The organism is Mesorhizobium sp. ZC-5, from assembly GCF_025753855.1.
In the GTDB taxonomy this organism is placed as follows: Bacteria; Pseudomonadota; Alphaproteobacteria; order Rhizobiales; family Rhizobiaceae; genus Neomesorhizobium.
On record NZ_JAOWPT010000003.1, the window covers coordinates 318286 to 340808 of the forward strand.

At 63.1% G+C, this 22523-nt stretch carries 24 protein-coding genes and 1 pseudogene; 14 read left to right on the forward strand and 11 right to left on the reverse strand.

Annotation, left to right across the window (positions count from 1 at the left end):
- Positions 1–20: 20 nt before the first annotated feature.
- Both OHD58_RS10140 and OHD58_RS10145 read right to left on the reverse strand, forming a co-directional pair.
- Positions 21–3104 (reverse strand): efflux RND transporter permease subunit, encoded by a 3084-nt coding sequence (locus OHD58_RS10140; RefSeq protein ID WP_263803108.1) that lies wholly within the window; start codon positions 3102–3104, stop codon positions 21–23.
- On the reverse strand, positions 3101–4462 hold the full coding sequence (locus OHD58_RS10145) for an efflux RND transporter periplasmic adaptor subunit (protein WP_263803109.1): 1362 nt from the start codon (positions 4460–4462) through the stop codon (positions 3101–3103). The genes OHD58_RS10140 and OHD58_RS10145 overlap by 4 nt, the downstream gene beginning before the upstream one ends.
- Before the next feature lie 134 nt (positions 4463–4596).
- On the opposite strand from OHD58_RS10145, the gene OHD58_RS10150 reads away from it, so the two are divergent.
- Positions 4597–5157 carry a TetR/AcrR family transcriptional regulator gene (locus OHD58_RS10150; protein ID WP_263803111.1) on the forward strand — a complete coding sequence of 187 codons (561 nt, stop codon included), beginning with the start codon at positions 4597–4599 and terminating at the stop codon, positions 5155–5157.
- A 320-nt stretch (positions 5158–5477) separates the two neighbouring features.
- A complete protein-coding gene (locus tag OHD58_RS10155; protein ID WP_263803112.1) occupies positions 5478–5738 on the forward strand; it encodes a hypothetical protein in 261 nt (86 codons plus the stop codon).
- 70 nt (positions 5739–5808) lie between these two features.
- Here OHD58_RS10155 and OHD58_RS10160 read toward each other — a convergent pair whose 3' ends face one another.
- From OHD58_RS10160 to OHD58_RS10170, 3 genes are all read right to left on the reverse strand, one after another.
- Complete coding sequence (locus tag OHD58_RS10160) at positions 5809–6708, reverse strand: DMT family transporter (protein WP_263803114.1); 900 nt, start codon at positions 6706–6708, stop codon at positions 5809–5811.
- A 56-nt stretch (positions 6709–6764) separates the two neighbouring features.
- Positions 6765–7523: an arginyltransferase gene (locus tag OHD58_RS10165; RefSeq protein ID WP_263803115.1), complete on the reverse strand. Its 759-nt coding sequence runs from the start codon at positions 7521–7523 to the stop codon at positions 6765–6767.
- A 197-nt stretch (positions 7524–7720) separates the two neighbouring features.
- The gene (locus tag OHD58_RS10170; RefSeq protein WP_263803116.1) at positions 7721–8206 is read right to left on the reverse strand and encodes an RDD family protein; all 486 of its coding nucleotides are present in this window, start codon (positions 8204–8206) and stop codon (positions 7721–7723) included.
- 209 nt (positions 8207–8415) lie between these two features.
- Here OHD58_RS10170 and sthA point away from each other — a divergent pair, with 209 nt between their 5' ends.
- Entirely contained in the window at positions 8416–9807 is a 1392-nt protein-coding gene (sthA, locus tag OHD58_RS10175; RefSeq protein ID WP_263803117.1) for a Si-specific NAD(P)(+) transhydrogenase, read from the forward strand.
- Positions 9808–9930: 123 nt separating this feature from the next.
- Entirely contained in the window at positions 9931–10191 is a 261-nt protein-coding gene (locus OHD58_RS10180; protein WP_263803118.1) for a DUF982 domain-containing protein, read from the forward strand.
- A gap of 49 nt (positions 10192–10240) precedes the next feature.
- Here the strand turns inward: OHD58_RS10180 and OHD58_RS10185 are convergent, their stop codons facing one another.
- The 5 genes from OHD58_RS10185 to OHD58_RS10205 all read right to left on the reverse strand — a co-directional run bounded on the left by OHD58_RS10185 (position 10241) and on the right by OHD58_RS10205 (position 12799).
- On the reverse strand, positions 10241–10390 hold the full coding sequence (locus OHD58_RS10185) for a hypothetical protein (protein WP_263803119.1): 150 nt from the start codon (positions 10388–10390) through the stop codon (positions 10241–10243).
- A gap of 116 nt (positions 10391–10506) precedes the next feature.
- The gene (locus tag OHD58_RS10190; RefSeq protein ID WP_263803120.1) at positions 10507–10863 is read right to left on the reverse strand and encodes a DUF423 domain-containing protein; all 357 of its coding nucleotides are present in this window, start codon (positions 10861–10863) and stop codon (positions 10507–10509) included.
- Positions 10864–10883: 20 nt separating this feature from the next.
- Entirely contained in the window at positions 10884–11918 is a 1035-nt protein-coding gene (hemB, locus tag OHD58_RS10195) for a porphobilinogen synthase (RefSeq protein ID WP_263803121.1), read from the reverse strand.
- Between the two features lie 161 nt (positions 11919–12079).
- Positions 12080–12352 carry a hypothetical protein gene (locus OHD58_RS10200; RefSeq protein ID WP_263803123.1) on the reverse strand — a complete coding sequence of 91 codons (273 nt, stop codon included), beginning with the start codon at positions 12350–12352 and terminating at the stop codon, positions 12080–12082.
- Between the two features lie 105 nt (positions 12353–12457).
- Positions 12458–12799, reverse strand: a complete 342-nt coding sequence (locus OHD58_RS10205; protein ID WP_263803124.1) for a hypothetical protein — start codon at positions 12797–12799, stop codon at positions 12458–12460.
- Between the two features lie 157 nt (positions 12800–12956).
- Here OHD58_RS10205 and OHD58_RS10210 point away from each other — a divergent pair, with 157 nt between their 5' ends.
- The 4 genes from OHD58_RS10210 (at position 12957) to ldtR (ending at position 16527) form a co-directional block, all read left to right on the forward strand.
- Entirely contained in the window at positions 12957–14153 is a 1197-nt protein-coding gene (locus OHD58_RS10210; protein WP_263803125.1) for a tetratricopeptide repeat protein, read from the forward strand.
- 170 nt (positions 14154–14323) lie between these two features.
- Entirely contained in the window at positions 14324–15364 is a 1041-nt protein-coding gene (locus OHD58_RS10215) for an enoyl-CoA hydratase/isomerase family protein (protein ID WP_263803126.1), read from the forward strand.
- Complete coding sequence (locus OHD58_RS10220; protein ID WP_263803127.1) at positions 15361–15783, forward strand: DUF6163 family protein; 423 nt, start codon at positions 15361–15363, stop codon at positions 15781–15783. Before OHD58_RS10215 ends, OHD58_RS10220 begins: the two co-directional genes overlap by 4 nt.
- Before the next feature lie 228 nt (positions 15784–16011).
- Positions 16012–16527, forward strand: coding sequence for a transcriptional regulator LdtR (gene ldtR, locus OHD58_RS10225; RefSeq protein WP_263803128.1), 516 nt, complete (start codon positions 16012–16014; stop codon positions 16525–16527).
- A 106-nt stretch (positions 16528–16633) separates the two neighbouring features.
- Here the strand turns inward: ldtR and OHD58_RS10230 are convergent, their stop codons facing one another.
- Positions 16634–16891, reverse strand: a complete 258-nt coding sequence (locus OHD58_RS10230) for a hypothetical protein (protein WP_263803129.1) — start codon at positions 16889–16891, stop codon at positions 16634–16636.
- A 421-nt stretch (positions 16892–17312) separates the two neighbouring features.
- Between OHD58_RS10230 and OHD58_RS10235 the strand changes: the two genes are divergently transcribed.
- The 6 genes and pseudogenes from OHD58_RS10235 to OHD58_RS10260 form a co-directional block, all read left to right on the forward strand.
- Entirely contained in the window at positions 17313–18566 is a 1254-nt protein-coding gene (locus tag OHD58_RS10235) for a L,D-transpeptidase family protein (RefSeq protein WP_263803130.1), read from the forward strand.
- A 165-nt stretch (positions 18567–18731) separates the two neighbouring features.
- Positions 18732–20045, forward strand: coding sequence for a serine hydroxymethyltransferase (gene glyA / locus OHD58_RS10240; protein WP_263803132.1), 1314 nt, complete (start codon positions 18732–18734; stop codon positions 20043–20045).
- A gap of 113 nt (positions 20046–20158) precedes the next feature.
- Positions 20159–20623, forward strand: a complete 465-nt coding sequence (gene nrdR / locus OHD58_RS10245; RefSeq protein ID WP_263803133.1) for a transcriptional regulator NrdR — start codon at positions 20159–20161, stop codon at positions 20621–20623.
- 3 nt (positions 20624–20626) lie between these two features.
- Positions 20627–21754 carry a bifunctional diaminohydroxyphosphoribosylaminopyrimidine deaminase/5-amino-6-(5-phosphoribosylamino)uracil reductase RibD gene (ribD, locus tag OHD58_RS10250; protein WP_263803134.1) on the forward strand — a complete coding sequence of 376 codons (1128 nt, stop codon included), beginning with the start codon at positions 20627–20629 and terminating at the stop codon, positions 21752–21754.
- Positions 21754–22371 carry a riboflavin synthase gene (locus OHD58_RS10255; RefSeq protein WP_263803135.1) on the forward strand — a complete coding sequence of 206 codons (618 nt, stop codon included), beginning with the start codon at positions 21754–21756 and terminating at the stop codon, positions 22369–22371. The genes ribD and OHD58_RS10255 overlap by 1 nt, the downstream gene beginning before the upstream one ends.
- 26 nt (positions 22372–22397) lie before the next feature.
- Positions 22398–22502 (forward strand): annotated as a pseudogene (locus OHD58_RS10260) (CopG family transcriptional regulator); the annotation flags it as partial.
- Positions 22503–22523 lie beyond the last annotated feature (21 nt).

Consider the following 22523-nt stretch of genomic DNA (forward strand, 5'->3'; position numbering starts at 1 on the left):
TCCACCAAGGACCCGTTGCGTCAGTCGTGCGGCACCGGCATCAGGTTCGGGTCCGGCTTCTCGGCATGGTGCGGCAAATCCTTGCTGGCGATGTAGGAATAGAACATCGGCACGACGAACAGCGTGAACATGGTTCCGACCAGGATGCCGGTGAAGATGACCAGGCCCATCGAGTAGCGCGCGGCCGCACCAGCACCCTGCGCGACGATCAGCGGCACGACGCCGAGCGCCATCGCAGCCGTCGTCATCAGGATCGGCCGCAGGCGCACCTTGGCCGAAGCGATGATGGCGTCGCGCCGCCGCATGCCGTGGACTTCGCGCTGCTGGTTGGCGAACTCGACCAGAAGGATGCCGTGCTTGGTGATCAACCCTATCAGCGTGATCAGCCCGACCTGGGTGTAGATGTTGAGCGTGCCGAGCCCGAGATTCAGCGGCAACATGGCGCCGAAGATCGACAGCGGCACCGACATCATGATGATGAGCGGGTCGCGGAAGCTTTCGAACTGCGCCGCCAGCACGAGGTAGATGACGATCACGGCAAGCACGAAGGCGATCAGGATGGTGTTGCCCTGTTCCTTCTCTTGGCGCGACTGGCCGGAATAGTCGATGAAGAAGGTGTCGGGCAGCACCTGCCTGGCGATGCTCTCGATTTCGGCGAGGCCGTCGCCGGTGGTGACGCCGGGCAGCGGCAGGGCGGAGATGGTCGCCGAGTTCAGCTGGTTGAACTGTTCGATCGCGGCGGGCGACGCGTTGGTCGAGATCGACACCACCGATGACAGCGGCACCATCTCGCCGGTGGCGCTGCGCACGAAGAACTCGCCGAGTCTCTGCGGGTTGTCGCGGTACTCCCTCGGCACCTGCATGATGATGTCGTAGCTGTTGGAATCGCGGTCGAATTGTGCGACCTCGCCGCCGCCGACCAAAAGGGTCAGCGTCCGCCCGATGTCGGCGACCGGGATGTTGAGCGAGGCTGCGCGGTCGCGGTCGATCGTCACCGTCACCTGCGGCGCGTCGTACGACATCGAGTTCTGCACCACGATGAAGCGGCCGGATGCCTGCGCCTTGTTCTTGATCTCCTCCGCCACTTCGTAGACCTGCGAGGCTTCGCCGATGGAACGTATCACCATCGAGATCGGCAGGCCGCCGCCGGAGCCCGGCAGCGTCGGCGGCGCGAAGACGAACGCCTCGACGCCGGTCAGCTTGCCGATGCGGCCCTGGATGTCCTCCTGGATCTGCTTGGAACTACGGTCGCGCTCCGCCCAGTCCTTGAAGGCGAAGCCGACGAAGGCGGAATTGGTCGCCCCGCCGAATGCGACGGCCGAGAACACCGCCCGCGTTTCAGGCAGGTCCTGCACCGCCCCGAGCAACTGGTCGACGTAACGGCTGGTATAGTCCGAGGTGGCGTAGCGGGGCGCCGTCACCAGCGCCATCAGGAAGCCCTGGTCCTCTTCGGGCGCGAGTTCGCTCGAAGTCTTCATGAACATGAAGCCGGTCACCGCGACGAGAGCGATGACGACCATCAGCGTCACCGGCCGGTACTTCAGCGAACCGGAAACCCACCGCTCGTAGACGCGCTCGACCCGCTCGAAGGTGCCGTCGACAATGCGCTGGAAGCGGCTGTGCTGGCCGGCCTTCAGGAGGCGCGCCGACATCATCGGGGTGATGGTCAGCGCGACGATGCCGGAAATGACGACCGACGCGGCAAGCGTCACCGCGAATTCGCGGAACAGCGCGCCGGTGAGGCCGCCGGTGAAGGCGAGCGGCGCGAACACGGCGGCCAGCGTGATCGTCATGGCGACGACGGCCGAGGAGATTTCGCGCATCGAGTTGAACGCCGCCTGCATCGGCGACATGTGGTCCTCCTCCATGTGGCGGTGGATGTTCTCCACCACCACGATGGCGTCGTCGACGACGAGGCCGATCGCCAGCACCATCGCCAGCAGCGACAGGAGGTTGATCGAATAGCCCATGAGGAAGAGCACGAAGCAGACGCCGATCAGCGACAGCGGAATGGTCATGATCGGCATCAGCACCGAACGGAACGAGCCGAGGAACAGAAGGATGACGACGACGACGATGGCGACCGCTTCAGCGATGGTCTTGAACACCTCCTCGATCGAGGCGCTGATCTGCTCCGTCGAATCGTAGACCACCTCGATCGTCATGCCGACAGGCAGCGTGTCCTGGATCACCGGGACGAGTTTCTGGAGTGCTTCCGCCGTGGTCAGCGGGTTGGCGGCCGGGGTGGGGAACACGGCCAGGAAGGTGCCCGACTTGCCGTTGAAGGTGATGCGGGCGTCGGTGCTCTCGGCGGCAAGTTCGACGTGGGCAACGTCGCGCAATCGCACGACATCACCGTTTTCCGACCTCAGCGGCAACGCCGCGAAGGCTTCCGGCGTCTGCAGCGTCGAACGCACGGTGATCGAGGAGACGACATATTCGTTCTCGGTCTTGCCCGGCGCGGACAGGAAGTTCGAGTTGTTGATCGCGGCCAGCACCTCGGCGGCGGTGACGCCGCGCGCCGCGAGCTTGATCGGATCGATCCAGACGCGCATCGAATATTCGGCGGCGCCGAAGATCTGCACGTCGGCGACGCCCTCGACCGTCGACATGCGTGGACGAATGACGCGCTCGATGTATTCGGTGAGCTGTTCGTTCGTCATGTTCGGGTTCTGCATCGCGATGTACATCATCGCGAAATCCTGGCCGGTGCCCTTGACGATGACCGGGTCCTTGGCCTCCTGGGGCAGCAGCCCCCGCACGCCCTGCACCTTGGACAGCACCTCGGTCAGCGCCACGTCGGGGTTGGAGCCGAGTTTCATCTGCACCGTCACCGTGCTCGACGACGGCCGGCTGGACGAGGTGACGTAGTCGATGTTCTCGGTCGAGGCGACGGCGCGCGCAATCGGCGCCGAGATGAACCCCTGGATCAGGTCGGCGCTGGCGCCCGGATAGGCGGTGGTGACGGTGATCGCCGTCTCCTCGACCTCCGGATACTGGCGGATCTGCAGGTTGAAGATGCCCTGGAAGCCGAGCAGCAGGATCAGGGCACCGAGGACGGTCGAAAGGACCGGGCGACGGATGAAGATGTCGGAGAAACTCATTGCTGTGCCGCCTGCTGGTCAACCGGCTTCGACGGGTCGATCGTGTTGTCGACGACGACGGACATGCCGTTGAAGAGCCGGTTCTGGCCGGCGGTGACGACTTCGTCGCCGGCCGACACCCCTTCAGTTATTTCCACCACGCCGCCATAACGGCGGCCGACCTTGACGAAAACCTGGGCGAGCTGCAGCTGCGGCTTCTCCCCTTCGGCAGCAGGCGCTGCCTGGCCGGTTGGCGCGGCCGTTTCGGCCGACTTGGCGGGATCGGCCGGCTTGGCTGAATCGGCCGGCTTTTCCGCCTCAGCAGGGCTGGATTGCTCCGCGGCGGCTTTCTGCTCGGCGGGCGTCGCGGCTTCCCCGGCAGCAGGCTTTTCTTCCGGTTTTGTCGCCGGGGCCGCGCCGCCCTCGGCGGCCTTGGCCGGGCGCACCACGAAAACGTAGTCGCCGTAGAGGCTGGTGGTCAGCGCCGTCTGCGGCAGCGCGATGACATCGTCCTCCTTGGGCAGTTCGACACGCACCTGAACGAACTGGCCGGGTGTGAGCCTGCCTTCCGGGTTGGCGACTTCTGCGCGCACCGCCGCCAGCCGCGACGCCGAATCGATCTTGGGGTCGATGCCCCGGATCGTACCGGTGAACGGCATCTCGCCGCCCACACCACCGGTGCCGAGCCGCACCGACTGGCCGATCTTCAGATCGGCGAATTGCTGTTCGGGAACCGTGAAGTCGACACGCATCGTGTCGAGATCCTGCAGCGTGACGACGGTGGTGCCGGGCGCGAGATACTGCCCGAGATCGATCCTGGAAATACCGACGGTTCCGTCGAACGGCGCCGTCAGCTGCTTCTGGTTGACCGCGGCCTGCAGGCTGGCGACCCGCGACTGGGACGCCTCGGCCGCCGCGCGGGCCGAATCCACGTTGACGTCCGAGCCGACGCGGCGCCGCTGCAGCTCGACCGCGCGGTCGAGCGTCGTCTTGTCCAGTGCAGCCTGTGCCGTTGCCGCCGCAAGATCCGCCCGCTGGATCGCGTCGTCGAGCTGGACGAGCACGTCACCCGCCTTCACCTTCTGGTTGGCCTGAAACAGGATATCCTTGACGATACCGGCGATTTCGACGTTCAGGTTGACGCCGCGCACCGCCCGCACGGTGCCGATCGCCTCGATGCCGGGCGTCCAGCTCGTCGGCTTGACGACGACGGTCGACACCGTGGCGGCCGGAGGCTGCATGGTGGCAAAATACTGGGCCGTCATATAGTCGACGAACAATTGCCGACCGACGATGACCCCGACCACAATAATGAGCAGGATCGCGGCGATGATGAAGCGCTTGATCAAAGTGACCTCGTCGATGTTGATCGTCGCCAACCACGCCCAACGGCGACGGGCCAAAATTTTGCAATGGCCCTATATAGGTGTCGGCAACCGGATTTTCGAGATAACTGTACCGTCTGGACGGTAATGTCAATCTCCTTTAAGCTACAGGACAGCAAGGAGTGACGATGGCCGCAAAGAAGCAGAACTCGCGGGAGAAGATTCTCCATGCCGTCAAGGCCGTGGCTCGCGATTCCGGCTTCGGCAATCTCTCCCTGGACGCGATCGCCGCGCGGGCAGGCGTCTCCAAGGGGGGATTGCTTTACAATTTTCCGACCAAGGCGGCGCTCATGCGCGCACTCGTCGAGGATTTCATCGCGGACTTCGAAACCGAACTCGATGAACATTCGCATGGCGACCGAGGCGAACTCGTCTCGGCGTATGTTCGCCTTTTTTCAGCCAAATACGACGAGACCGAGTCTGAAGGGGTCGGGCTGCTGGCGGCAATCGCCGAGGATCCCGATTTCCTGAAACCGATCAAGGCTTTTCACCGGCGCTTGCTCGACCGGCTGAAAGCCGATGCCGAGGACGATACCGCGATGCTGATCGTCTATCTGGTGCTCGAAGGGCTGCAGAGCATGAAACTGCTCGACATGCGCGTGCTGACCGACGACGAAACCGCAACCGTCATGACCGCGCTGCAGAGACTGACCGAACGCGCCGCGCACGGCAGGCGGCCAGCAGCATAGCGCAACCCGAGCCCAATCGCCTGGTTCGACGGCTGATGCCGACCGGCCTACGGCGTTCAAGGCCTCACACGAATATGTGAATCGGACCGCCCGTCTGTCGCGTGCAGTTGATTTGAACGCCCTCGGCGCCGCTCCTACCTGAGACGCATCGGAAGCATAATATTCCGATGGAGAAAATCAGGAAGGCAACCGGCTGCGCCGCGGAATTCCCGTGTTTTGAATGAAAGCGGGAAGCAAACGGCGACATTTCCGGATCTTCGTGATCGAGAATTGAAAGGGAATTCAGGCTTGAAGGCTGAATTTTCCGAATGGAGACTGAAATGAAAAAGACGATACTTGCCGTTGCCGCCGTTTTGATGACCTCCGGCGTCGCCCTTGCCAACGACTACAGCGGAAATCTGCAGTACGACACGAGGGCAAACGCGCACCCGTTTTACAATGATCGCTATGGCGATGCGGCTCCGCCGAACGTCGTGGTAAAGGCCCCATCCACCGACTATACCGGCAGCGCGGCGATTTCGAACCCCCAATCCCGCAGCAACGGGCCGAGGCCGACGAACGAGTCCGACCGGCCGCACTGATCCGGATGGATCGATGAAAGCAGGCGCCAGGCTCAGCCCGGCGCCTTTTTCTTGTCGAACACGCCGCCGTTCAGGCCGGGTGGCGGACTGCCGCCGCGGCGCGGCGCCTGCGGCCCTCGTTCAACTGCCACAGGGAATGCAGGACCAGCGTCGCGATCAGGATGACGCCGCCGATCATGCTGTTGCGGGAGGGCGTTTCCGTGAAGATCATCCAGATCCAGACCGGCGCCAGGATGGTTTCGAGCAGATAGAACATCGCCACCTCGGGTCCCGAAATGTAGCGCGGTCCGGTGGCGAGGCAGAAGAACGAGATCGGCATGATGACGGCGCCGTTGAAGATGATCCACCATGGCGCCGCGACCTGGAAGCCGGTCTTCTGGACCATGACGACGGCAACGATGAGCGGCAGGACCACCGCCACCAGCGCCGTGAAGCCCATGTCCTTGCCGCTTGCGCGCGTGATGGTGATGGCGCAGGCGAGCAGGAATGCCGAGCTCACCGCCAGCATGTCGCCGACAAAATTGCCGGTGCCGATGCCGTCGAAAACGATGACCAGCACCCCGACAAGCATTGCAGCCATGGCGACGAGCGTCACCGGCCGCGGCCGTTCCTTCAGGAAAATCCAGGACAGCAGCGCGGCGAACATGGTGTTGAACGCGAGGATGAACACCAGATTGGCGGTGGAGGTGTTGTATACCGCCGAGATGAAGGTGATGGAGGCCAGACCATAGAGCGCGGCGACCACGACGCCGCTGCGACCGGGCACCAGCCTCGGCGCGTCGCCGCGAAGCCAGCGCCAGGCGAGCCAGATGAGCAGCGTGGCGACTAGGGTGGTCGAACTGCGCAGCAAAAGGATGGTCCAGTGATCGCCGTCGGCAAGCCGGATCAGCGGAATATCGACTGTCAGCGTCAGACCGCCGAACGCGGTCAGCGCGAGACCTTTCGCGTGATTGGAAGGAGAGGCGGACACGGGAATGCTCCGAATTGCGGAAACGGGAAGCGGTCGAACACGAGAGCCTGCGCCGGTCAGACGGCCTCGTGTGCGTAGCGTTCCCAGCCTTTCGGACCGAGATGTTCCTGTGGCGTGAAGCGGACCTTATAGTTCATCTTGCGCGAGCCGTTGACCCAGTAGCCCAGATAGACGTGGGGCAGGCCGGCGGCGCGGGCGCGCGCGATGTGATCGAGGATCATGAAGGTTCCGAGCGAGCGGTCTTCCAGTTCGGGGCTGAAATAGGAATAGACCATCGACAGCCCGTCCGACATCTGGTCGGTCAGCGCCACGGCGATCAGTTCGCCGACGCCCTTGCCGGTGATGAAGGTGTCGGGTCCGCGCCGGCGGTATTCGACGATTTTGGTCGTCACATGGGTGTCCTCGACCATCATCGCATAGTCGAGCACGGTCATGTCCGACATGCCGCCCTTGCGGTGGCGCGAGTCGAGATAGGAACGGAACAGCGAATATTGCTCGGTGGTCGGCTCGGCGTCATGCATGGCGCCGACGAGATCGGAATTGCGCTGCATGACGCGCTTCATATTCCGGGTCGGCTTGAATTCGCCCGCCAGTATGCGCACCGAGATGCAGGCCCGGCAATTTTCGCAAGCCGGCCGGTAGGCGATGTTCTGCGAGCGGCGGAAGCCGCCCTGGGTGAGGAGATCGTTGAGCTCGGGAGCCTTGTCGCCGACCAGATGGGTGAACACCTTCCGCTCGAACTGACCTTCGATGTAAGGGCACGGCGAGGGTGCGGTCAGGAAGAACTGGGGCGACTGGGTCGGGTGCTGCGTCATCGATCGATGGTTGAAGTCCTCGAATCACAATACCTTGGCGGCAGTTGCGAAAAATTCAACAGAAGAATGAAGCCTCGCGGCTGTGCGGCGTTCAAAAATATTGCATGCCGCCGTCAGCATCCCGCGACAGTTTACCAAAATCAGCGCCGGACCCGGTGAAAACCGCTCCGCTTTCAGCGCGCCTGAGGCGATCGTCCCTAGCGATCGGACATCGCCGTGTCGCTGCGTGTCACCACGGTGCCAAGCAGCAAATCGTGCAGGGTGCGCTTGCGGTCGAGGAACAGCGTGGCGAGCAGGATCAGCGGCGTCAGCACCACATTGCCCGCCCAGAACAGCACCGAATGCACCACCGCCAGCATTCCGTCGACGGGTTTGCCGTCGAGACGGTCGAGGCGGATGCCCATGATCTGCATGCCGGTCGTGGCCTGCTTCGGCCCGCCGAGCGTGTTCCAGATATAGGCGAGCGCCACCGCCGGCCCGAGAATACCGAACAGCATCCAGCCGAGGCCAAGCGTCAGGATTCCGATCAGGAAAACCAGGATGGCGAACGGGATCAGAAGCAGCCCGACGATCAGGTAGTCGATGCAGAAGGCGAGGATGCGCCGCGTCCTGACGCCGTCATAGGCGCGGGCGTCGTCGAGCCTGCTGTTCATGATCTCGCCTTCGAGAATGGTGCTGTTCATCGTTCCTTCCTCGTGATGGGACCGGAAATGCCGGACATCACCTTGCATGCCGCAGATGGTGAAATTGCGCCACCGATTCAAGATGGACGTGCCACCGGCCATGAAATCCGAATCCGGGCCGGCGCTGCTTCAATCGGTTGAATGTGACGGCCGGAACGCGCTAGTCTGTGTGCGCTGCAACAAGCAGGCGCGTGGGGACGGGGCGGCTGATGCAAGAATTCGACATGGTCGTCATCGGCAGCGGACCTTCCGGCCGCCGCGCCGCGGTGCAGTCGGCCAAGCTCGGCAAGACCGTGCTGGTGATCGACAAGGGCAGGCGGCTTGGCGGCGTTTCCGTCCACACCGGCACTATCCCTTCGAAGACGCTGCGCGAAACCGTGCTGAACCTGTCCGGCTGGCGCGAGCGCGGCTTCTATGGCCGCGGCTACCGGGTGAAGCAGGATATCTCGATCGGCGACCTGGTGCAGCGGCTGCACAAGACGCTCGACCACGAGGTCGAGGTTCTGCAGCACCAGTTCATGCGCAACACGGTGAAGAGCCTGCAGGCCGAAGCACGCTTCATCAGCCCGAACGCCGTCAGCCTGCTGGCCGAGAGCGGCGAGCGTTCCGAGGTGCGTTTCGCCAACGCGCTGATCTCGGTCGGCACGAGGCCACATCGGCCAGAGAACGTTCCTTTCGACAAAAGACGTGTCTTCGACAGTGACGAGATGCTCGAACTCGATCATCTGCCGCGCACGCTGACGGTGATCGGCGGCGGGGTCATCGGCGTCGAATATGCGACGATCTTCTCGGCGCTCGACGTGCCGGTGACGCTGATCGAGCCGCGCAACTCGATCCTCGACTTCGTCGACCGCGAGATCGTCGACGATTTCATCCATCAGATGCGCGACCGCGGCATGATCATCAGGCTGGGCAGCGCGGTGAAGGAGATCGCCTCGAAGCCAGACTGGGCCGAGGTGACGCTGGCCGACGGCCGCTCGATCCGCTCCGAAATCGTGCTTTATGCGGCCGGCCGCACGGGCAATGTCGCCAGCCTCGGCCTCGATACGGTCGGCATCGAGGCCGACGCGCGCGGCCGCATCAGCGTCGATCCGCAGACGTTCCAGACCAGCGTGCCGAACATCTATGCCGCCGGCGACGTCATCGGCTTCCCGAGCCTTGCCTCCACGTCGATGGAGCAGGGGCGCGTCGCCGCCTGCCATGCCTTCGGCGTAACCCTGCCGCCGCCGCCCGAGACGTTTCCATACGGCATCTACGCCGTGCCGGAGATTTCCACCGTCGGCCAGTCGGAGGAGCAGGTGCGCGAGAGCGGCGTCGCCTACGAGGTCGGCGTGGCGCGGTTCCGGGAGACGTCGCGCGGCCACATCATGGGCGTCAACACCGGCTTCCTGAAGCTGATCTTCGCGCTCGATACGCGGCGGCTGCTCGGCGCCCACATCGTCGGCGAGGGCGCCACCGAACTGATCCACATCGGCCAGGCGGTGATCAACCTCGGCGGCACCGTCGACTTCTTCGTCAACAACACATTCAATTATCCGACGCTGGCCGAAGCCTACAAGATCGCCGGGCTCGACGCCTGGAACCGCATGGGGCAGAGCTAGTTTTCGACGATTCGCCGGGATCATCGGCTTTCCGGGCGGGCGCGAGGCCCGCTTTCTGCCGATTCTGGGGCAGCCGGCGCTTTTCCGGCTCGCTTCGCCAGCGCCGTTGGCGTAAGAGCGGCGATGGAAAACAACCGTTTCGACACACCCGTCACCGTCAAGGCCGGCGACACCGGCGACAGCCAGCTGCTGCGCACCGTCCGCGAAACCTCGGATTATCTGATGAACAGCTGGCCGGGCAAGAAGAGCCCCAAGCATCGCGCGGCGCTGCAGGCCTGCCACGACGCGATCGCCGGCGACAAGCCTGCGATGAACGCGCGCCGCGCCTTCATCGCCGCGGCGCGCGAGGTCAACGTCTTCATCAGCGACAAGGCACCGGCGTAAGGCGCCATCGCCCTGTAGCCGGGCTGGCGCGCAGTGCGCGGACCGGACGCTACTCCTCGGTTTCCGTTTCGGTATCCGTCTCGGATTTCGTCCGCTCTTCCTTTGCCGCAGCCTTGGCCGCCAGCTTCTCGGCTTTCTTTGCCGCCTTCTGGCGGTCACGCTCCTGGCGCTCGTAATTGTAGTTCGGTGTTCGCGCCATGGCCGCTCCCTTTCTCTGTTGGGCTTGTGCCTGCGTAGGGCTATTGCGCGGCAAAGACAACAGTGTTTGCGGCGGCTGTATCCAGAAGATCGCCGATCATTTGCCGACGCAGGCGGCTATTTCGCCCTGGTCACGCGGCCGAAGGCGGAGGCGGCGACGACCAGCCAGCCGCCGATCAGCAAGATGCCGCCGGCCGGTGCCGCCATCGGGAAGAGCCGTGTTCCGGCATAGTCGCGCATCAACAGATCGCCGGCGAAAACAAGCAGCCCGGCCAGCAATATGCCGCAGCCGCCGTGAAGCAGCCGGTTGCCGCCGACCAGCCCCGCGGCGAGGAACACTGGCGCGTGCATGAGCAGGAACGACGCGGCCGTTCCGACATTGCCGCCGCCGGCATGCGCAGCCGCCGCGGAGAGCGCAACTCCGGCGGCACCGCAAAGTCCGCCCGCCGCGACAAAGATGCGATCGCTGTTCATGTCGGATCCCGGCGGTTGGCTCACCGGCCCTTCAGCATCTCGGCCACCTGCGGCGCGAAATAGGTGAGGATGCCGTCGCAGCCGGCGCGCTTGAAGGCGAGCAGGCTTTCCATCATGACCTTGTCACCATCGATCCAGCCATTGGCGCTGGCTGCCTTGATCATCGAATATTCGCCCGACACCTGGTAGGCGAAGGTCGGCATCTGGAACTCGTCCTTCAGCCGCCGGATGATGTCGAGATAGGGCAGGCCGGGCTTCACCATCAGCATGTCGGTGCCCTCGGCAAGGTCCTGCTCGGCCTCCCGCACCGCCTCGTCCGAATTGGCATGGTCGATGTAATAGGTCTTCTTGTCACCCTTCAGGAGCCCGCTGGTGCCGATCGCCTCGCGATAGGGGCCATAGAAGGCGGAGGCGAATTTCGTCGCGTAGGACATGATCGCCACGTCCGAAAACCCGTTGGCGTCGAGCGCGTCGCGGATGGCGCCGATGCGGCCGTCCATCATGTCCGACGGCGCGATGATGTCGGCGCCGGCGGCCGCCTGCAGCACGGCCGCCGCCGCGACCTGCTCGACCGTCTCGTCGTTGACGATGATGCCGTCGCGCAAGATGCCGTCATGGCCGTGGCTGGTGAACGGGTCGAGCGCCGCATCCGTGATGATGCCGATCTCGGGCACGGCGTCCTTGATGGCGCGGGTGACCCGGTTGATGATGTTGTCGGCGTCGAGAATGTGCGACCCGGTCTGGTCGCGGAATTTCATGTCGACATTCGGGAAGGTCGCTATCGCCGGAATGCCCAGCCTGGCTGCGCGCTCGGCCTCCTTGACGGCGAGGTCCGGCGTCAGCCGGAACACGCCGGGCATCGCGGCGATCGGCTCGCGGGTGTTCCTGCCCTCGATGATGAAGATCGGCCAGATCAGGTCGTCGACGGTCAGGTGGTTTTCCTGCACCAGACGGCGCGACCAGTCGGCCTTGCGCATGCGCCGCAGCCGGCGGCCGCCGGTGATTTCGTCGACGCTGCGGCTTCCCGCGGCTTTCAGGCGGCTGATCTTGTTCATGGCGCTACTCCGGACCGGCGGCTTTTTAACACGCAGCCGGTTTCGAGACCAACCCCGGGCCGGCGGCGGCGATGTCGCAGTTGATTCCCCGCTTACGACCGTTGCAGTCCGTCAGCTAGCATCCAACTCGTTCGTATCTCGGAGTGAGTTGAGCAACGGCATCAATCATTGTCATCGTCATCATCGTCGGAGCGGTCACGGTAGCGATCCCGCCTGCGCTCGCGCTTATAATCGTCGTTCCAATCCTCGATATAGACCCGGCGCTTGACGTAGCGCTGGCAATAGCCGTCCTCGCAGTAAGTCTCGACGGTCTGCTCACGCACCACGCCGTTGTCGGACGATCTGTTCGTGCTCGTATTCGACGATTGGTTCCCTGCCAGGGCGGAACCGGCAAACAGGGCCGCGGCGGCAAACAGGATGAATTCGATTCGCATCGCTTTCTCCTTTGCGACTTGGATCATGAGCCATTCGGCCTGAACCGACGATGAACGGCCGGCGCCCCAGGATATTCCACCGGGATCGTCCCGCGTTGGGCTGAATCAGATGCCCCCGACGGGGAAGTTCCTTTGCCCCTGCGCCACGAAAAGCTTGCAGACGACCTTGAACGGGACGCTCTCGGGGTAGGGTTCATTCGACATCGCGTCGTTTTCGCGTGTGATTTCCTGCCATTCCAGCTTCGCATCGTCGCAGATGATGCGCCGGGTCCCGTAGGTGGCGTTGCAGTACTGGAAAACTTCCCGGGCAGCGTCGATCACCGATGCGTAGCCGTTCCAGTCGGCGCACAGATCGACGAGAAAAACCCGGTCGCTGTCAACTTCGATCACATCGAAGGAAACGGCACGATGCCGCCCGACGTCGCATGGAAGCGTGACGATGCCCATTGGCGTCCTCCTGTGTGCCGACGCATTGCGGGACAACCTAGCAGTGCAGGCCGGCCCTTGCCAGCGTTTCGGTCCGGCGGCGGTTTGACCGGGAACACCCGGTCTTGATAGGTTCCGCGCGGGGGGTCGTTCGGCCACATGCGCGGAGGAACGATCGTTGCAAGTTCTCGCACCCCTTGCCGGAATCCTGGCAGTCCTGCACGGCGGTTCGGCCGGTTTGCCGGCGGGCACCGCACCGCATCTGCCACCAGTCCTGTTGATACAAGCCGGCGAAACGTCGCCCGACGCCCGGTTGGAGCAGGGATTCACGCTGCTGAAATCCCGCTCGCCTGCCGACCACAGCGAGGCTTTCGAACTCTTCGACCAGGCGGTAAAGGCCGACCCCGACAACCTCCGGGCCTATGCAGGCCGCGGCTCGGCTTATCTCCGGAAGAGCGAGCCTGAACTGGCGATAACCGACCTGAACAAGGCGATACGCGGCAACCCGAAGGACATCGAGGCCTTGAAGGACCGCGGCAAGGCATGGCTCCTGAAGAATCAGCCCGATGCGGCGATGGCGGACTTCGACGCGGCGCTGGCGATAAATCCGCAGGACACCGACACCATCTACAACAGGGGCGTCGTGCTGTTGGCGAAGGGCGAACTCGACCCGGCGATAGCGATTTTCGACATGGTCATCACCAGGCAACCCGACGACGCCTCGGGATATGGCGAGCGCGGATATGCCTACATGCTCAAGGGCGATCCCGACAAGGCGCTCGCCGATTTCGACAGGGCCCTCGAGCTCAATCCAAATCACCTGATGGCGCACAACAACCGGGGCGTCGTTTTCACGCAGAAAGAGGATTACGGGAAAGCCCTGGCCGCGTTTGACAAAGCCCTGGGTCAAAATCCGGAGAACGGTCAGGCCTACAGCAACCGCGGCTACGTTTACAGCCAACTCGGCGAGCAGCGGCTGGCCATCAGGGATTTCGACGAGGCGGTGAAACGGGATTATCTCGATGCCTTGCTCCATCGCGGCGTCACCTATCTCGAAATCGGCAACACGCAGATGGCGATTGCCGATTTCGGCGAGGCGATACGCCGGAACCACCTCACGGCCGACGCGTATCTCTGGCGCAGCAAGGCCTTCGAGAAAGCGGGACAGTTCAACCAAGCCATACGGGACATGAACGTCTTGATTCAGCTCAGCCCGCAGAATGGCGAATATTACCTCGGCCGGGGTTTGCTCCATCTGCAAGCCGGCGACCAAGGCAGGGCACGCGAAGACCTGCAAAAGACGCTCGAACTCGAACCAGGCAATGAAGAAGCAAAAAAGGCGCTCGACAGCCTGGGCACGGGAAACCCGGATTAAGGCTCGGCCGAACGTGCAAAACGGGTACGTTCCGATGGACGAGACGAACGACAGCACTCCACCCGCAGCCAAAACTCAACCAGGACACACCGCGGCGGCGGCATTGACGCAGGCGTGCGGCGTCCATTAGCACTGCACTCTCCTGCGGGGCCGGACAGAAGGATGTGCATGTGGATTTTGGCGGCGGTGACGAAATCCGGTTCGAACGGAAGGGCAGCGCGGGCGTCGTCACGCTCACCCGTCCGAAAGCGCTGAATGCCGTTACCCACCGCATGGTCAAGGCGCTGTCGCGCGCGTTGACGGCCTGGGAGCGCGACCGCGACATCGCGACGGTCGTCATCAAGGCCGAGGGAAGGGCGTTTTCGGCCGGCGGCGATATCCTCGACATCTATGAAGGCGAGCGGGGCGGCGAGAGCGCCATCGCGTTCTTCGCCGACGAATACCGACTGAATGCCCAGATCGCGCGATTCAAGAAACCCTATGTGGCGCTGATCGACGGCATCGTTATGGGCGGCGGCGTCGGTGTCTCCTTCCACGGTTCGCACCGGGTGATGACCGAGAACGCCCAGTTCGCGATGCCCGAAGTGGGGATCGGATTTTTTCCCGACGTCGGCGGCAGCCACCTGCTGCCCGATCTCGGCGGCAGCTTCGGCATGTATCTCGGCCTGACGGGCAACCGGATCGGCAACGGCGACGCGCTGTGGTCGGGGCTGGCAACCCATACGGTGGAGGCGTCCTACCTGCCGGGTCTGCTCGACGGGCTTGCGGAAGGCGGCGATCCCGGATCCGAATTGCGGGAGGTGTTCAGGGCAGCGCCGCGCAAGACGGATGGCGCGACCCTGGCTGCGATCGCGCGACATTTTTCGCTGGGTTCGCTGGACGACATTCTTGCAAGTCTCGAACAGGCCGCGAAGGCGGACGAATTCGCCGCCGCCACGCTTTCGACGATGCGGTCCAAGTCGCCCACCAGTCTTGCCGTGGCCTTCCGCGCGATTTCCGCTGGGCTGACGCTGTCCATGGACGATTGCATGCGCATGGAATTCCGCATTCTCAACCGGATGCTTGTCGGCCACGATTTTTACGAGGGCATCCGCGCCGCGATCATCGACAAGGGTTCGAAGCCTGTCTGGCGGCCGGCGACGCTCGACGAGGTCGATCCGGCCGTCGTCGACGCCTATTTCGCGCCGCTGGGGAAGGAACTGGTGCTTTGAACGACGACGCGACCAGGCAGCGCAGTCTCGAGCCGTCGGCGGCGGAACTGTCGTTCTACTGGTTCCACCGGGTGATCGCAGCCTATTGCCTGATGTTCGGCGTGCTTTACTGGGTGCGGCTGATCGGCATCTACGATGGCCCGACGTGGCGGTTCGACCTGATGCCGGTGCACTGGCAGGTCACCAGCGTGACGCTGGCGGTGTTTTTCCCCTTCGCCGCGATCGGCCTGTGGATGATGGCGTCGTGGGGGCCGGTGATCTGGTTCATCTGCGCGGCGATCGAAGCCGTCATGTATGCCGGCTATCCCGAACTTTTCGGCGACAAGCTGCTGATCGTCATCTCGCATGTCTGCGTGGCGCTGCTCTACGCGGCATTCCGCCTGGTGATCTTTTTCCAGAAGCGCGCCGACGCCCGCTAGCCGGACTGAACGTTCGAGCCGATTCGGTCGGTTTCCGTCCGATGGCTAAGCCAATTGGTTAACAAATTGGCCTCGTGCAAGACTTTGTTAAGCCTCTTTCGAAACCTCTATACGGTAAGCTCTTGTTAGCCTTGGCCTTTAAGTCGAATTTTAGAGGTATTCGATAGGGTCGCGGCAAGGTGAGAAAAAACAAAACAATCACCGGGCGACAAACGAGAGGCAAAGAAAATGATCAATTCGCGTCAGGCGGCGAAGCCCGCCAATGTATCCGACGATCGCCGTGAAGCGATCCGCTCCCTTTACATGGAATCGCTGCAGCTCGTGGAGCGTCTGCACCGCCGTCTGCTCGACGTCATCAAGGATGAATTCGACCGCAACGGCCGTAGCGACATCAATGCTATCCAGGCCTTGCTGCTCTTCAATATCGGCAATGCCGAACTGACCGCCGGCGAGCTGCGCTCGCGTGGCTATTATCTCGGCTCGAACGTTTCCTACAACCTGAAGAAGCTGGTCGATCTCGGCTTCATCAATCATCAGCGGTCGCGCATCGACCGCCGTTCGGTCCGCGTCAGCCTGACGGAAAAGGGCAATGAAGTCGCTGAAGTCGTCGGCGGGCTCTACGAGCGGCACATCGGCTCCATCGAGCAGGTCGGCGGCATCAATCCGGAAGAATTTCGCCAGATGAACCGCGCCCTGCAGCGCCTGGACCGCTTCTGGAACGACACCATCGCCTACCGCATGTAAGCGGAACGTCCCCAATCCAGGGGACGCGGCACCGCAAAAGAACCTGTGGGGTCAAACTCCTAGCCAGGCCGGTGCAGAAATGCGCCGGCCTTTTGACGGGCCGCGTTTATAGGTCCGTCGTCTTGTCGGGCGAATTCGCTGTCGTGGATTTTCCCTGATCCGGGAGCAATTCATCGGCATCTCCTGCCCTTGCATCGTCCAATGCAATTGGGGAGGCTTTTGAACGCCAGAATGTGAGGATCAGCAAACCGATGATCCCGGTGAAAAAGCAGATGGCTCCCCATAGCACCGGATTCAGGTTTTTGCTCCTGGCGACGAACACGCCAACGACACCGCACACTGCGCTCAAGACGATATAAATCACGACGCCACCTGCATTTTCCGGGTGCCGAAACTAGACAAGCATCCCTTCACCAGCAAGCCGAAGGTCGGCAGGACGTCGACGACGGCCCGCAACCGTTCAGCCATCCGATGGCCGCGCCGACTGCGTATATGTTGCAAACCGGTGCCACACTTCCGACGGGAGCCGTGCTTTTCGACACTTTCACAAGCTCGTGTCCGCAATGGTCACGTTGCCGCCATATTTCCAGTGACTTACCCGATGCTGGATAACGTTGCCGTTTGCTGGTTCAGCGACGGTGGAGGAACTAAGCCCACATTCTCGCGTTGCAGCGACGGGTGAGTGCTCTTCCTTATGGTTGGCGAATTGTTAAGAGTGGCCAACTAGTTTGGACGAAGTGTCAATTCCTGTCGGCAATGGTAGAGTGTAGATGTCTGGAATGTCCATGAAAACAAACCGCCGCCTTTTCATCACCGGTGCAGGCGCAATCGCCGCCGCCGCGTTTTCCGGCGCAGCCAGCGCCCAGGACGTGATCGGGGATATCCTGAATTCGCCACGCCGCGGCAATTGGGACGATCAGTTCGATGCCCGCGCCAGTCAGGGCGGCAAGGTTGCCTCCAACCTGCCGATCTTCAGCCAGCAGACCGTCGGTTATGTCGAGCAGGCGATCGGGCAGTATTCGAACATCGTCGCGCAGGGCGGCTGGGAGACCGTGCCGGCAACCAAGAAGCTCAAGCTCGGGGTCGTCGACCCGGACGTGGTGCCGCTGCGCAAGCGGCTGATGATTTCGGGAGACCTGTCGCAGAGCGCCGGCATCTCCGAGTCTTTCGACACCTATGTCGATGGCGCGGTGAAGCGCTTTCAGTCCCGTCACGGCCTGCCTTCGGACGGCGTGCTCGGCAAATACACGTTTGCCGCGATGAACGTCTCGGCGCCGGTCCGCCTCGGCCAGCTCGAAACCAATCTGGTGCGCCTGCGCTCGATGTCGGGAGAGCTAGGCCAGCGTTATGTTATGGTCAATGTCCCAGCCGCGCAGATCGAAGCCGTCGAGAACGATCGCGTCGTGCTGCGCCATACCGCGATCGTCGGCAAGATCGACCGCCAGACGCCGATCCTCAACTCGAAGATCAACGAGATCATCGTCAATCCTTACTGGAACGCGCCGGAATCCATCGTCCGCAAGGACATCATTCCGCTGATGCGCAAGGATCCGACATACCTTGCCAAGAACAACATCCGCATCCTCGGACCGGAAGGCGAAATCGATCCGACCACGATCGACTGGAACACCGAGGACGCGGCGAAATTCCGCCTGCGTCAGGATCCGGGTGCCGGCAACGCCATGTCGTCGGTCAAGATCAACTTCCCGAGCCCGGACGGTGTCTACATGCACGACACCCCGCAGCAGAGCCTGTTCTCGAAGCTGATGCGCTTCGATTCGTCGGGCTGCGTGCGCGTGCAGAACGTGCGCGACCTGGTCACCTGGATCCTGCGCGACACCCCCGGCTGGGACCGCCAGCACTTCGAGCAGGCGATCAAGAGCGGCGAGAACATTCCGGTGGCCGTCACCAATCCGGTGCCGGTGTATTTCACCTACATCTCCGCCTGGTCGACCGGCGACCGTGTCGTCCATTTCCGCGACGACATCTATGGCCGCGACGGGGTGGACGAACTGCAGATTTCGTCGACGACGCTCTGATTTTCGGAAAGCATTTCCGCTTCATAAAAAAGCCGCCCCGTAAGGGCGGCTTTTTTCATGTCCGCGGCGCAAAGCGACTATCAAATTTCGTCGGGCAAACGTGGCGGGTGCGGATCAATTGTGTTAATGGCGCCACAAGCCGCTCCCCGGAAAAGGATCATCGCCATGGCAATTGCAACGGCCGCCTCGAAAGATTTCGAGTCCTTCTTCAACACGCCGCTTTCGGAAGTGGATCCCGAGATTTTCGGCGCCATACGCTCAGAACTCGGTCGCCAGCGGCACGAAATCGAACTGATCGCCTCGGAAAACATCGTCAGCAGGGCCGTGCTCGAGGCGCAGGGCTCTATCATGACCAACAAATACGCGGAAGGTTATCCGGGCAAGCGTTATTACGGCGGCTGCCAGTTCGTCGACATCGCCGAGGAACTGGCGATCGAGCGCGCCAAGAAGCTGTTTTCATGCAATTTCGCCAACGTCCAGCCGAACTCCGGCAGCCAGATGAACCAGGCGGTGTTCCTGGCCCTGCTGCAGCCGGGTGACACCTTCATGGGGCTCGACCTGAATTCCGGCGGGCACCTGACCCATGGCTCGCCGGTCAACATGAGCGGCAAATGGTTCAAGGTCGTCTCGTACGGCGTGCGCAAGGATGACCACCTGCTCGACATGGATGCGATCGAAAAGCAGGCGCATGAAACCAAGCCGAAGCTGATCCTCGCCGGCGGCACCGCCTATTCGCGCATCTGGGACTGGAAGCGTTTTCGCGAGATCGCCGACGCGGTCGGCGCCTACCTGATGGTCGACATGGCGCATATCGCCGGTCTCGTCGCCGGCGGCGTGCATCCCTCGCCGCTGCCGCATGCGCATGTGGTGACCACGACCACCCACAAATCGCTGCGCGGCCCACGCGGCGGCATGATCCTCACCAATGACGAGGACATCGCCAAGAAAATGAATTCCGCGGTGTTTCCGGGCCTGCAGGGCGGTCCGCTGATGCATGTCATCGCCGCCAAGGCGGTTGCCTTCGGCGAGGCGCTGCGCCCCGAATTCAAGGCCTATGCGCATGATGTCGTCGCCAACGCCAAGGCGCTGGCGTCCAGCCTAAAGGAAGCAGGCCTCGACATCGTTTCGGGCGGCACCGACAACCATTTGATGCTGGTCGACCTGCGCCCGAAGAACGCCACGGGAAAACGGGCGGAAGCTGCCCTGGGCCGCGCCAACATCACCTGCAACAAGAACGGCATCCCGTTCGATCCCGAGAAGCCGTTCGTCACCTCGGGCGTGCGTCTCGGCACCCCGGCCGGCACGACGCGCGGTTTCGGCCAGGCGGAATTCCGTGAGATCGGCAACCTGATCACCGAAGTGCTCGACGGGCTGAAGGTCGCCAACTCCGATGAGGGCAACGCCTCGGTGGAAGCCGCCGTGAAGCAGAAGGTCGTCACGCTGACGGACCGTTTCCCGCTGTATCCGTATCTGGGGTAGGTCGGTCTGCGGCCACACAAGTGCTTGTGTCGCCGCAACTTGAAATCGGCTTTACAACGCGCAGAAAGGTTCTAAGCCTTTCGCGAAACGGAATCGCGAACCAGGGCCAATCCATGCGCTGTCCTTACTGCCAGTCCGAAGACACACAGGTGAAGGATTCGCGCCCCGCCGAAGACGGGGCGGCGATCCGCAGGCGGCGCGTCTGCCCGGACTGCGGCGGCCGCTTCACCACCTTCGAGCGGGTGCAATTGCGTGATCTGGTGGTGGTCAAGAAGTCCGGCCGCAAGGTACCGTTCAGCCGCGACAAGCTGCTGCGCTCGATGGAAATCGCGGTGCGCAAGCGCAACGTCGATCCCGAGCGCATCGACCGCGCCGTGACCGGTATCGTGCGCCAGCTCGAAAGCTCGGGCGAGACCGAAGTCACCACCGGAGAGGTCGGCCGGCTGGTCATGGAGGCACTGAAGGCGCTCGACGACGTCGCCTACGTACGCTTCGCCTCGGTGTACCGCAATTTCCGCGAGGCCAAGGATTTTCATGACGTCCTGGGCGAGCTCAAGGGCGACGAGGACGCCGAGTAGGCGATGGCCAGGAAGAAGGCCAGCGCCGAACAGAACGCGCTCGACCGCCAGTTCATGGCAGCCGCCATCCGGCTGTCGCAGAGACATTCGGGCCGCACCTCGACGAATCCCTCGGTCGCAACGCTGATCGTCCGCGACGAAGGTCCTGGTCCGATGATCGTCGGCAGCGGGGTTACCGCCATCGGCGGCAGGCCGCATGCCGAGACCGAAGCGCTTGCCGAGGCCGGCGAACTGGCGCGGGGCGCTACCGCCTATGTCACGCTGGAGCCTTGCGCGCACCACGGCCGTACCCCGCCTTGCGCCAATGCGTTGGCTGCCGCCGGGATCAGGCGGGTGGTCGGCGCGGCCAGCGATCCGGATCCGCGGGTCTCAGGAAAGGGTTACGAGATCCTTCGCGCGGCGGGCGTCGAGGTGATCGAGCGGGTGCTCGCCGAAGAAGCGGCCGACAGGATGGCCGGCTACCTGATTCGATCCCTGAAGAAACGTCCGGAAGTGACTCTGAAAATTGCGGTTTCGCGCGATGGCATGATCGGCCGCCAGGGTGAAGGCCAGGTGGCGATCACCGGTCCGGTTGCCCGCCGCCAGGTGCATATGATGCGCGCGGCCTGCGATGCGATCCTCGTCGGTGTCGGCACCGCGCAGGCCGACGATCCGGAATTGACAGTACGTCTGCCTGGGCTGGAAGGCCGTTCGCCGGCGCGCATCGTGCTCGACAGGCAGGCGCGGCTGCCGCCACTGTCCAAGCTCGCCTTTACCGCGCGCGAAACCCCGGTGCTCATCGCCGCCGGCGCCGACGTTGCCGCGGCGAAGAAAGCCGCGCTTGAAGCCTTGGGCGTGCGCTTTCTCGCCACGGAAACATATGACGGCCGCGTCGCGCTACCGGAATTGCTGGAGGATCTCGCCGCGCAAGGCATGTCGAGCCTGATGGTCGAGGGGGGCGCCAACACGGCCAAGGCGTTTCTCGACGAGGATCTGGTCGACCGCATCGTGCTTTTCTGTGGCCCGGCCAGCATCGGGGAGGGCGGCATTGTTTCGCCGGTCGACCACGATCATATACCGGACGGCTTCCGGCTTATCCGCGAAGCACGGTTCGGCGACGACACCTACGCGGAATGGACGAAGGCGCTCTGATGTTTACCGGAATTGTCACCGATGTGGGGAAGGTCGCCGAAGTTTCCGAACTGGAAGAAGGCATCCGTTTGCGCATCGAGACGAAATACGACCCGGCGACCATTCCCATCGGCGCCTCGATCGCCTGCGCCGGCGTCTGCCTGACGGTGACCAGCCTGCCGAACGAAGGCTCGAACCGGCGCTGGTTCGAGGTGGAGGCCTGGGAGGAAGCACTGCGGCTGACGACCGCTTCGAAATGGGTTGCCGGCACGCCGATCAACCTGGAGCGCGCGCTGAAGATCGGCGACGAACTCGGCGGCCATATCGTCTCCGGCCATGTCGATGGCATGGCCGAGATCGTCGCGCGCGAAGAGGAGGGCGGAGCGGTGCGCTTCACGCTCGAGGCGCCGCGCGACCTGGCAAAATTCATCGCGCCGAAGGGTTCGGTGGCGCTCGACGGCACCTCGCTGACGGTGAACAGGGTCGAAGGCACGCGTTTCGACGTGCTCTTGATCCATCATTCGCTGGAAGTGACGACCTGGGGCGACCGGCAGGTCGGTGACCGCGTCAACCTGGAGATCGATACGATGGCACGCTATGCGGCGCGGCTGGCGGAGGCGGCGAAGGAGGGGCTTTGAGCCGGGACGACGAGAATTTTCCGACCGAGGCGGAAAGGCACAAGTTGACGCTCGAAGCGTTGGCGGATGTGCGTGCCGTTCGAGTAGTTGATCATGAGACAGTGCGGGCCTGGGCATGCAATCTCGGATCTTTGACGGTGGATCAGCCGCCT

What these genes read in the sequence shown, in the direction of transcription:
- ribD (WP_263803134.1), top strand. Translation starts at nt 20,627, where the DNA reads ATGGCCAGGAAGAAGGCCAGCGCCGAACAGAACGCGCTCGACCGCCAG.
- OHD58_RS10165 (WP_263803115.1), bottom strand. Translation starts at nt 7,523, where the DNA reads ATGACGCAGCACCCGACCCAGTCGCCCCAGTTCTTCCTGACCGCACCC.
- OHD58_RS10185 (WP_263803119.1), bottom strand. Translation starts at nt 10,390, where the DNA reads ATGGCGCGAACACCGAACTACAATTACGAGCGCCAGGAGCGTGACCGC.
- OHD58_RS10140 (WP_263803108.1), bottom strand. Translation starts at nt 3,104, where the DNA reads ATGAGTTTCTCCGACATCTTCATCCGTCGCCCGGTCCTTTCGACCGTC.
- hemB (WP_263803121.1), bottom strand. Translation starts at nt 11,918, where the DNA reads ATGAACAAGATCAGCCGCCTGAAAGCCGCGGGAAGCCGCAGCGTCGAC.
- OHD58_RS10255 (WP_263803135.1), top strand. Translation starts at nt 21,754, where the DNA reads ATGTTTACCGGAATTGTCACCGATGTGGGGAAGGTCGCCGAAGTTTCC.
- OHD58_RS10235 (WP_263803130.1), top strand. Translation starts at nt 17,313, where the DNA reads ATGAAAACAAACCGCCGCCTTTTCATCACCGGTGCAGGCGCAATCGCC.
- OHD58_RS10150 (WP_263803111.1), top strand. Translation starts at nt 4,597, where the DNA reads ATGGCCGCAAAGAAGCAGAACTCGCGGGAGAAGATTCTCCATGCCGTC.
- sthA (WP_263803117.1), top strand. Translation starts at nt 8,416, where the DNA reads ATGCAAGAATTCGACATGGTCGTCATCGGCAGCGGACCTTCCGGCCGC.
- ldtR (WP_263803128.1), top strand. Translation starts at nt 16,012, where the DNA reads ATGATCAATTCGCGTCAGGCGGCGAAGCCCGCCAATGTATCCGACGAT.
- OHD58_RS10170 (WP_263803116.1), bottom strand. Translation starts at nt 8,206, where the DNA reads ATGAACAGCACCATTCTCGAAGGCGAGATCATGAACAGCAGGCTCGAC.
- OHD58_RS10190 (WP_263803120.1), bottom strand. Translation starts at nt 10,863, where the DNA reads ATGAACAGCGATCGCATCTTTGTCGCGGCGGGCGGACTTTGCGGTGCC.
- OHD58_RS10155 (WP_263803112.1), top strand. Translation starts at nt 5,478, where the DNA reads ATGAAAAAGACGATACTTGCCGTTGCCGCCGTTTTGATGACCTCCGGC.
- nrdR (WP_263803133.1), top strand. Translation starts at nt 20,159, where the DNA reads ATGCGCTGTCCTTACTGCCAGTCCGAAGACACACAGGTGAAGGATTCG.
- OHD58_RS10205 (WP_263803124.1), bottom strand. Translation starts at nt 12,799, where the DNA reads ATGGGCATCGTCACGCTTCCATGCGACGTCGGGCGGCATCGTGCCGTT.
- OHD58_RS10180 (WP_263803118.1), top strand. Translation starts at nt 9,931, where the DNA reads ATGGAAAACAACCGTTTCGACACACCCGTCACCGTCAAGGCCGGCGAC.
- glyA (WP_263803132.1), top strand. Translation starts at nt 18,732, where the DNA reads ATGGCAATTGCAACGGCCGCCTCGAAAGATTTCGAGTCCTTCTTCAAC.
- OHD58_RS10200 (WP_263803123.1), bottom strand. Translation starts at nt 12,352, where the DNA reads ATGCGAATCGAATTCATCCTGTTTGCCGCCGCGGCCCTGTTTGCCGGT.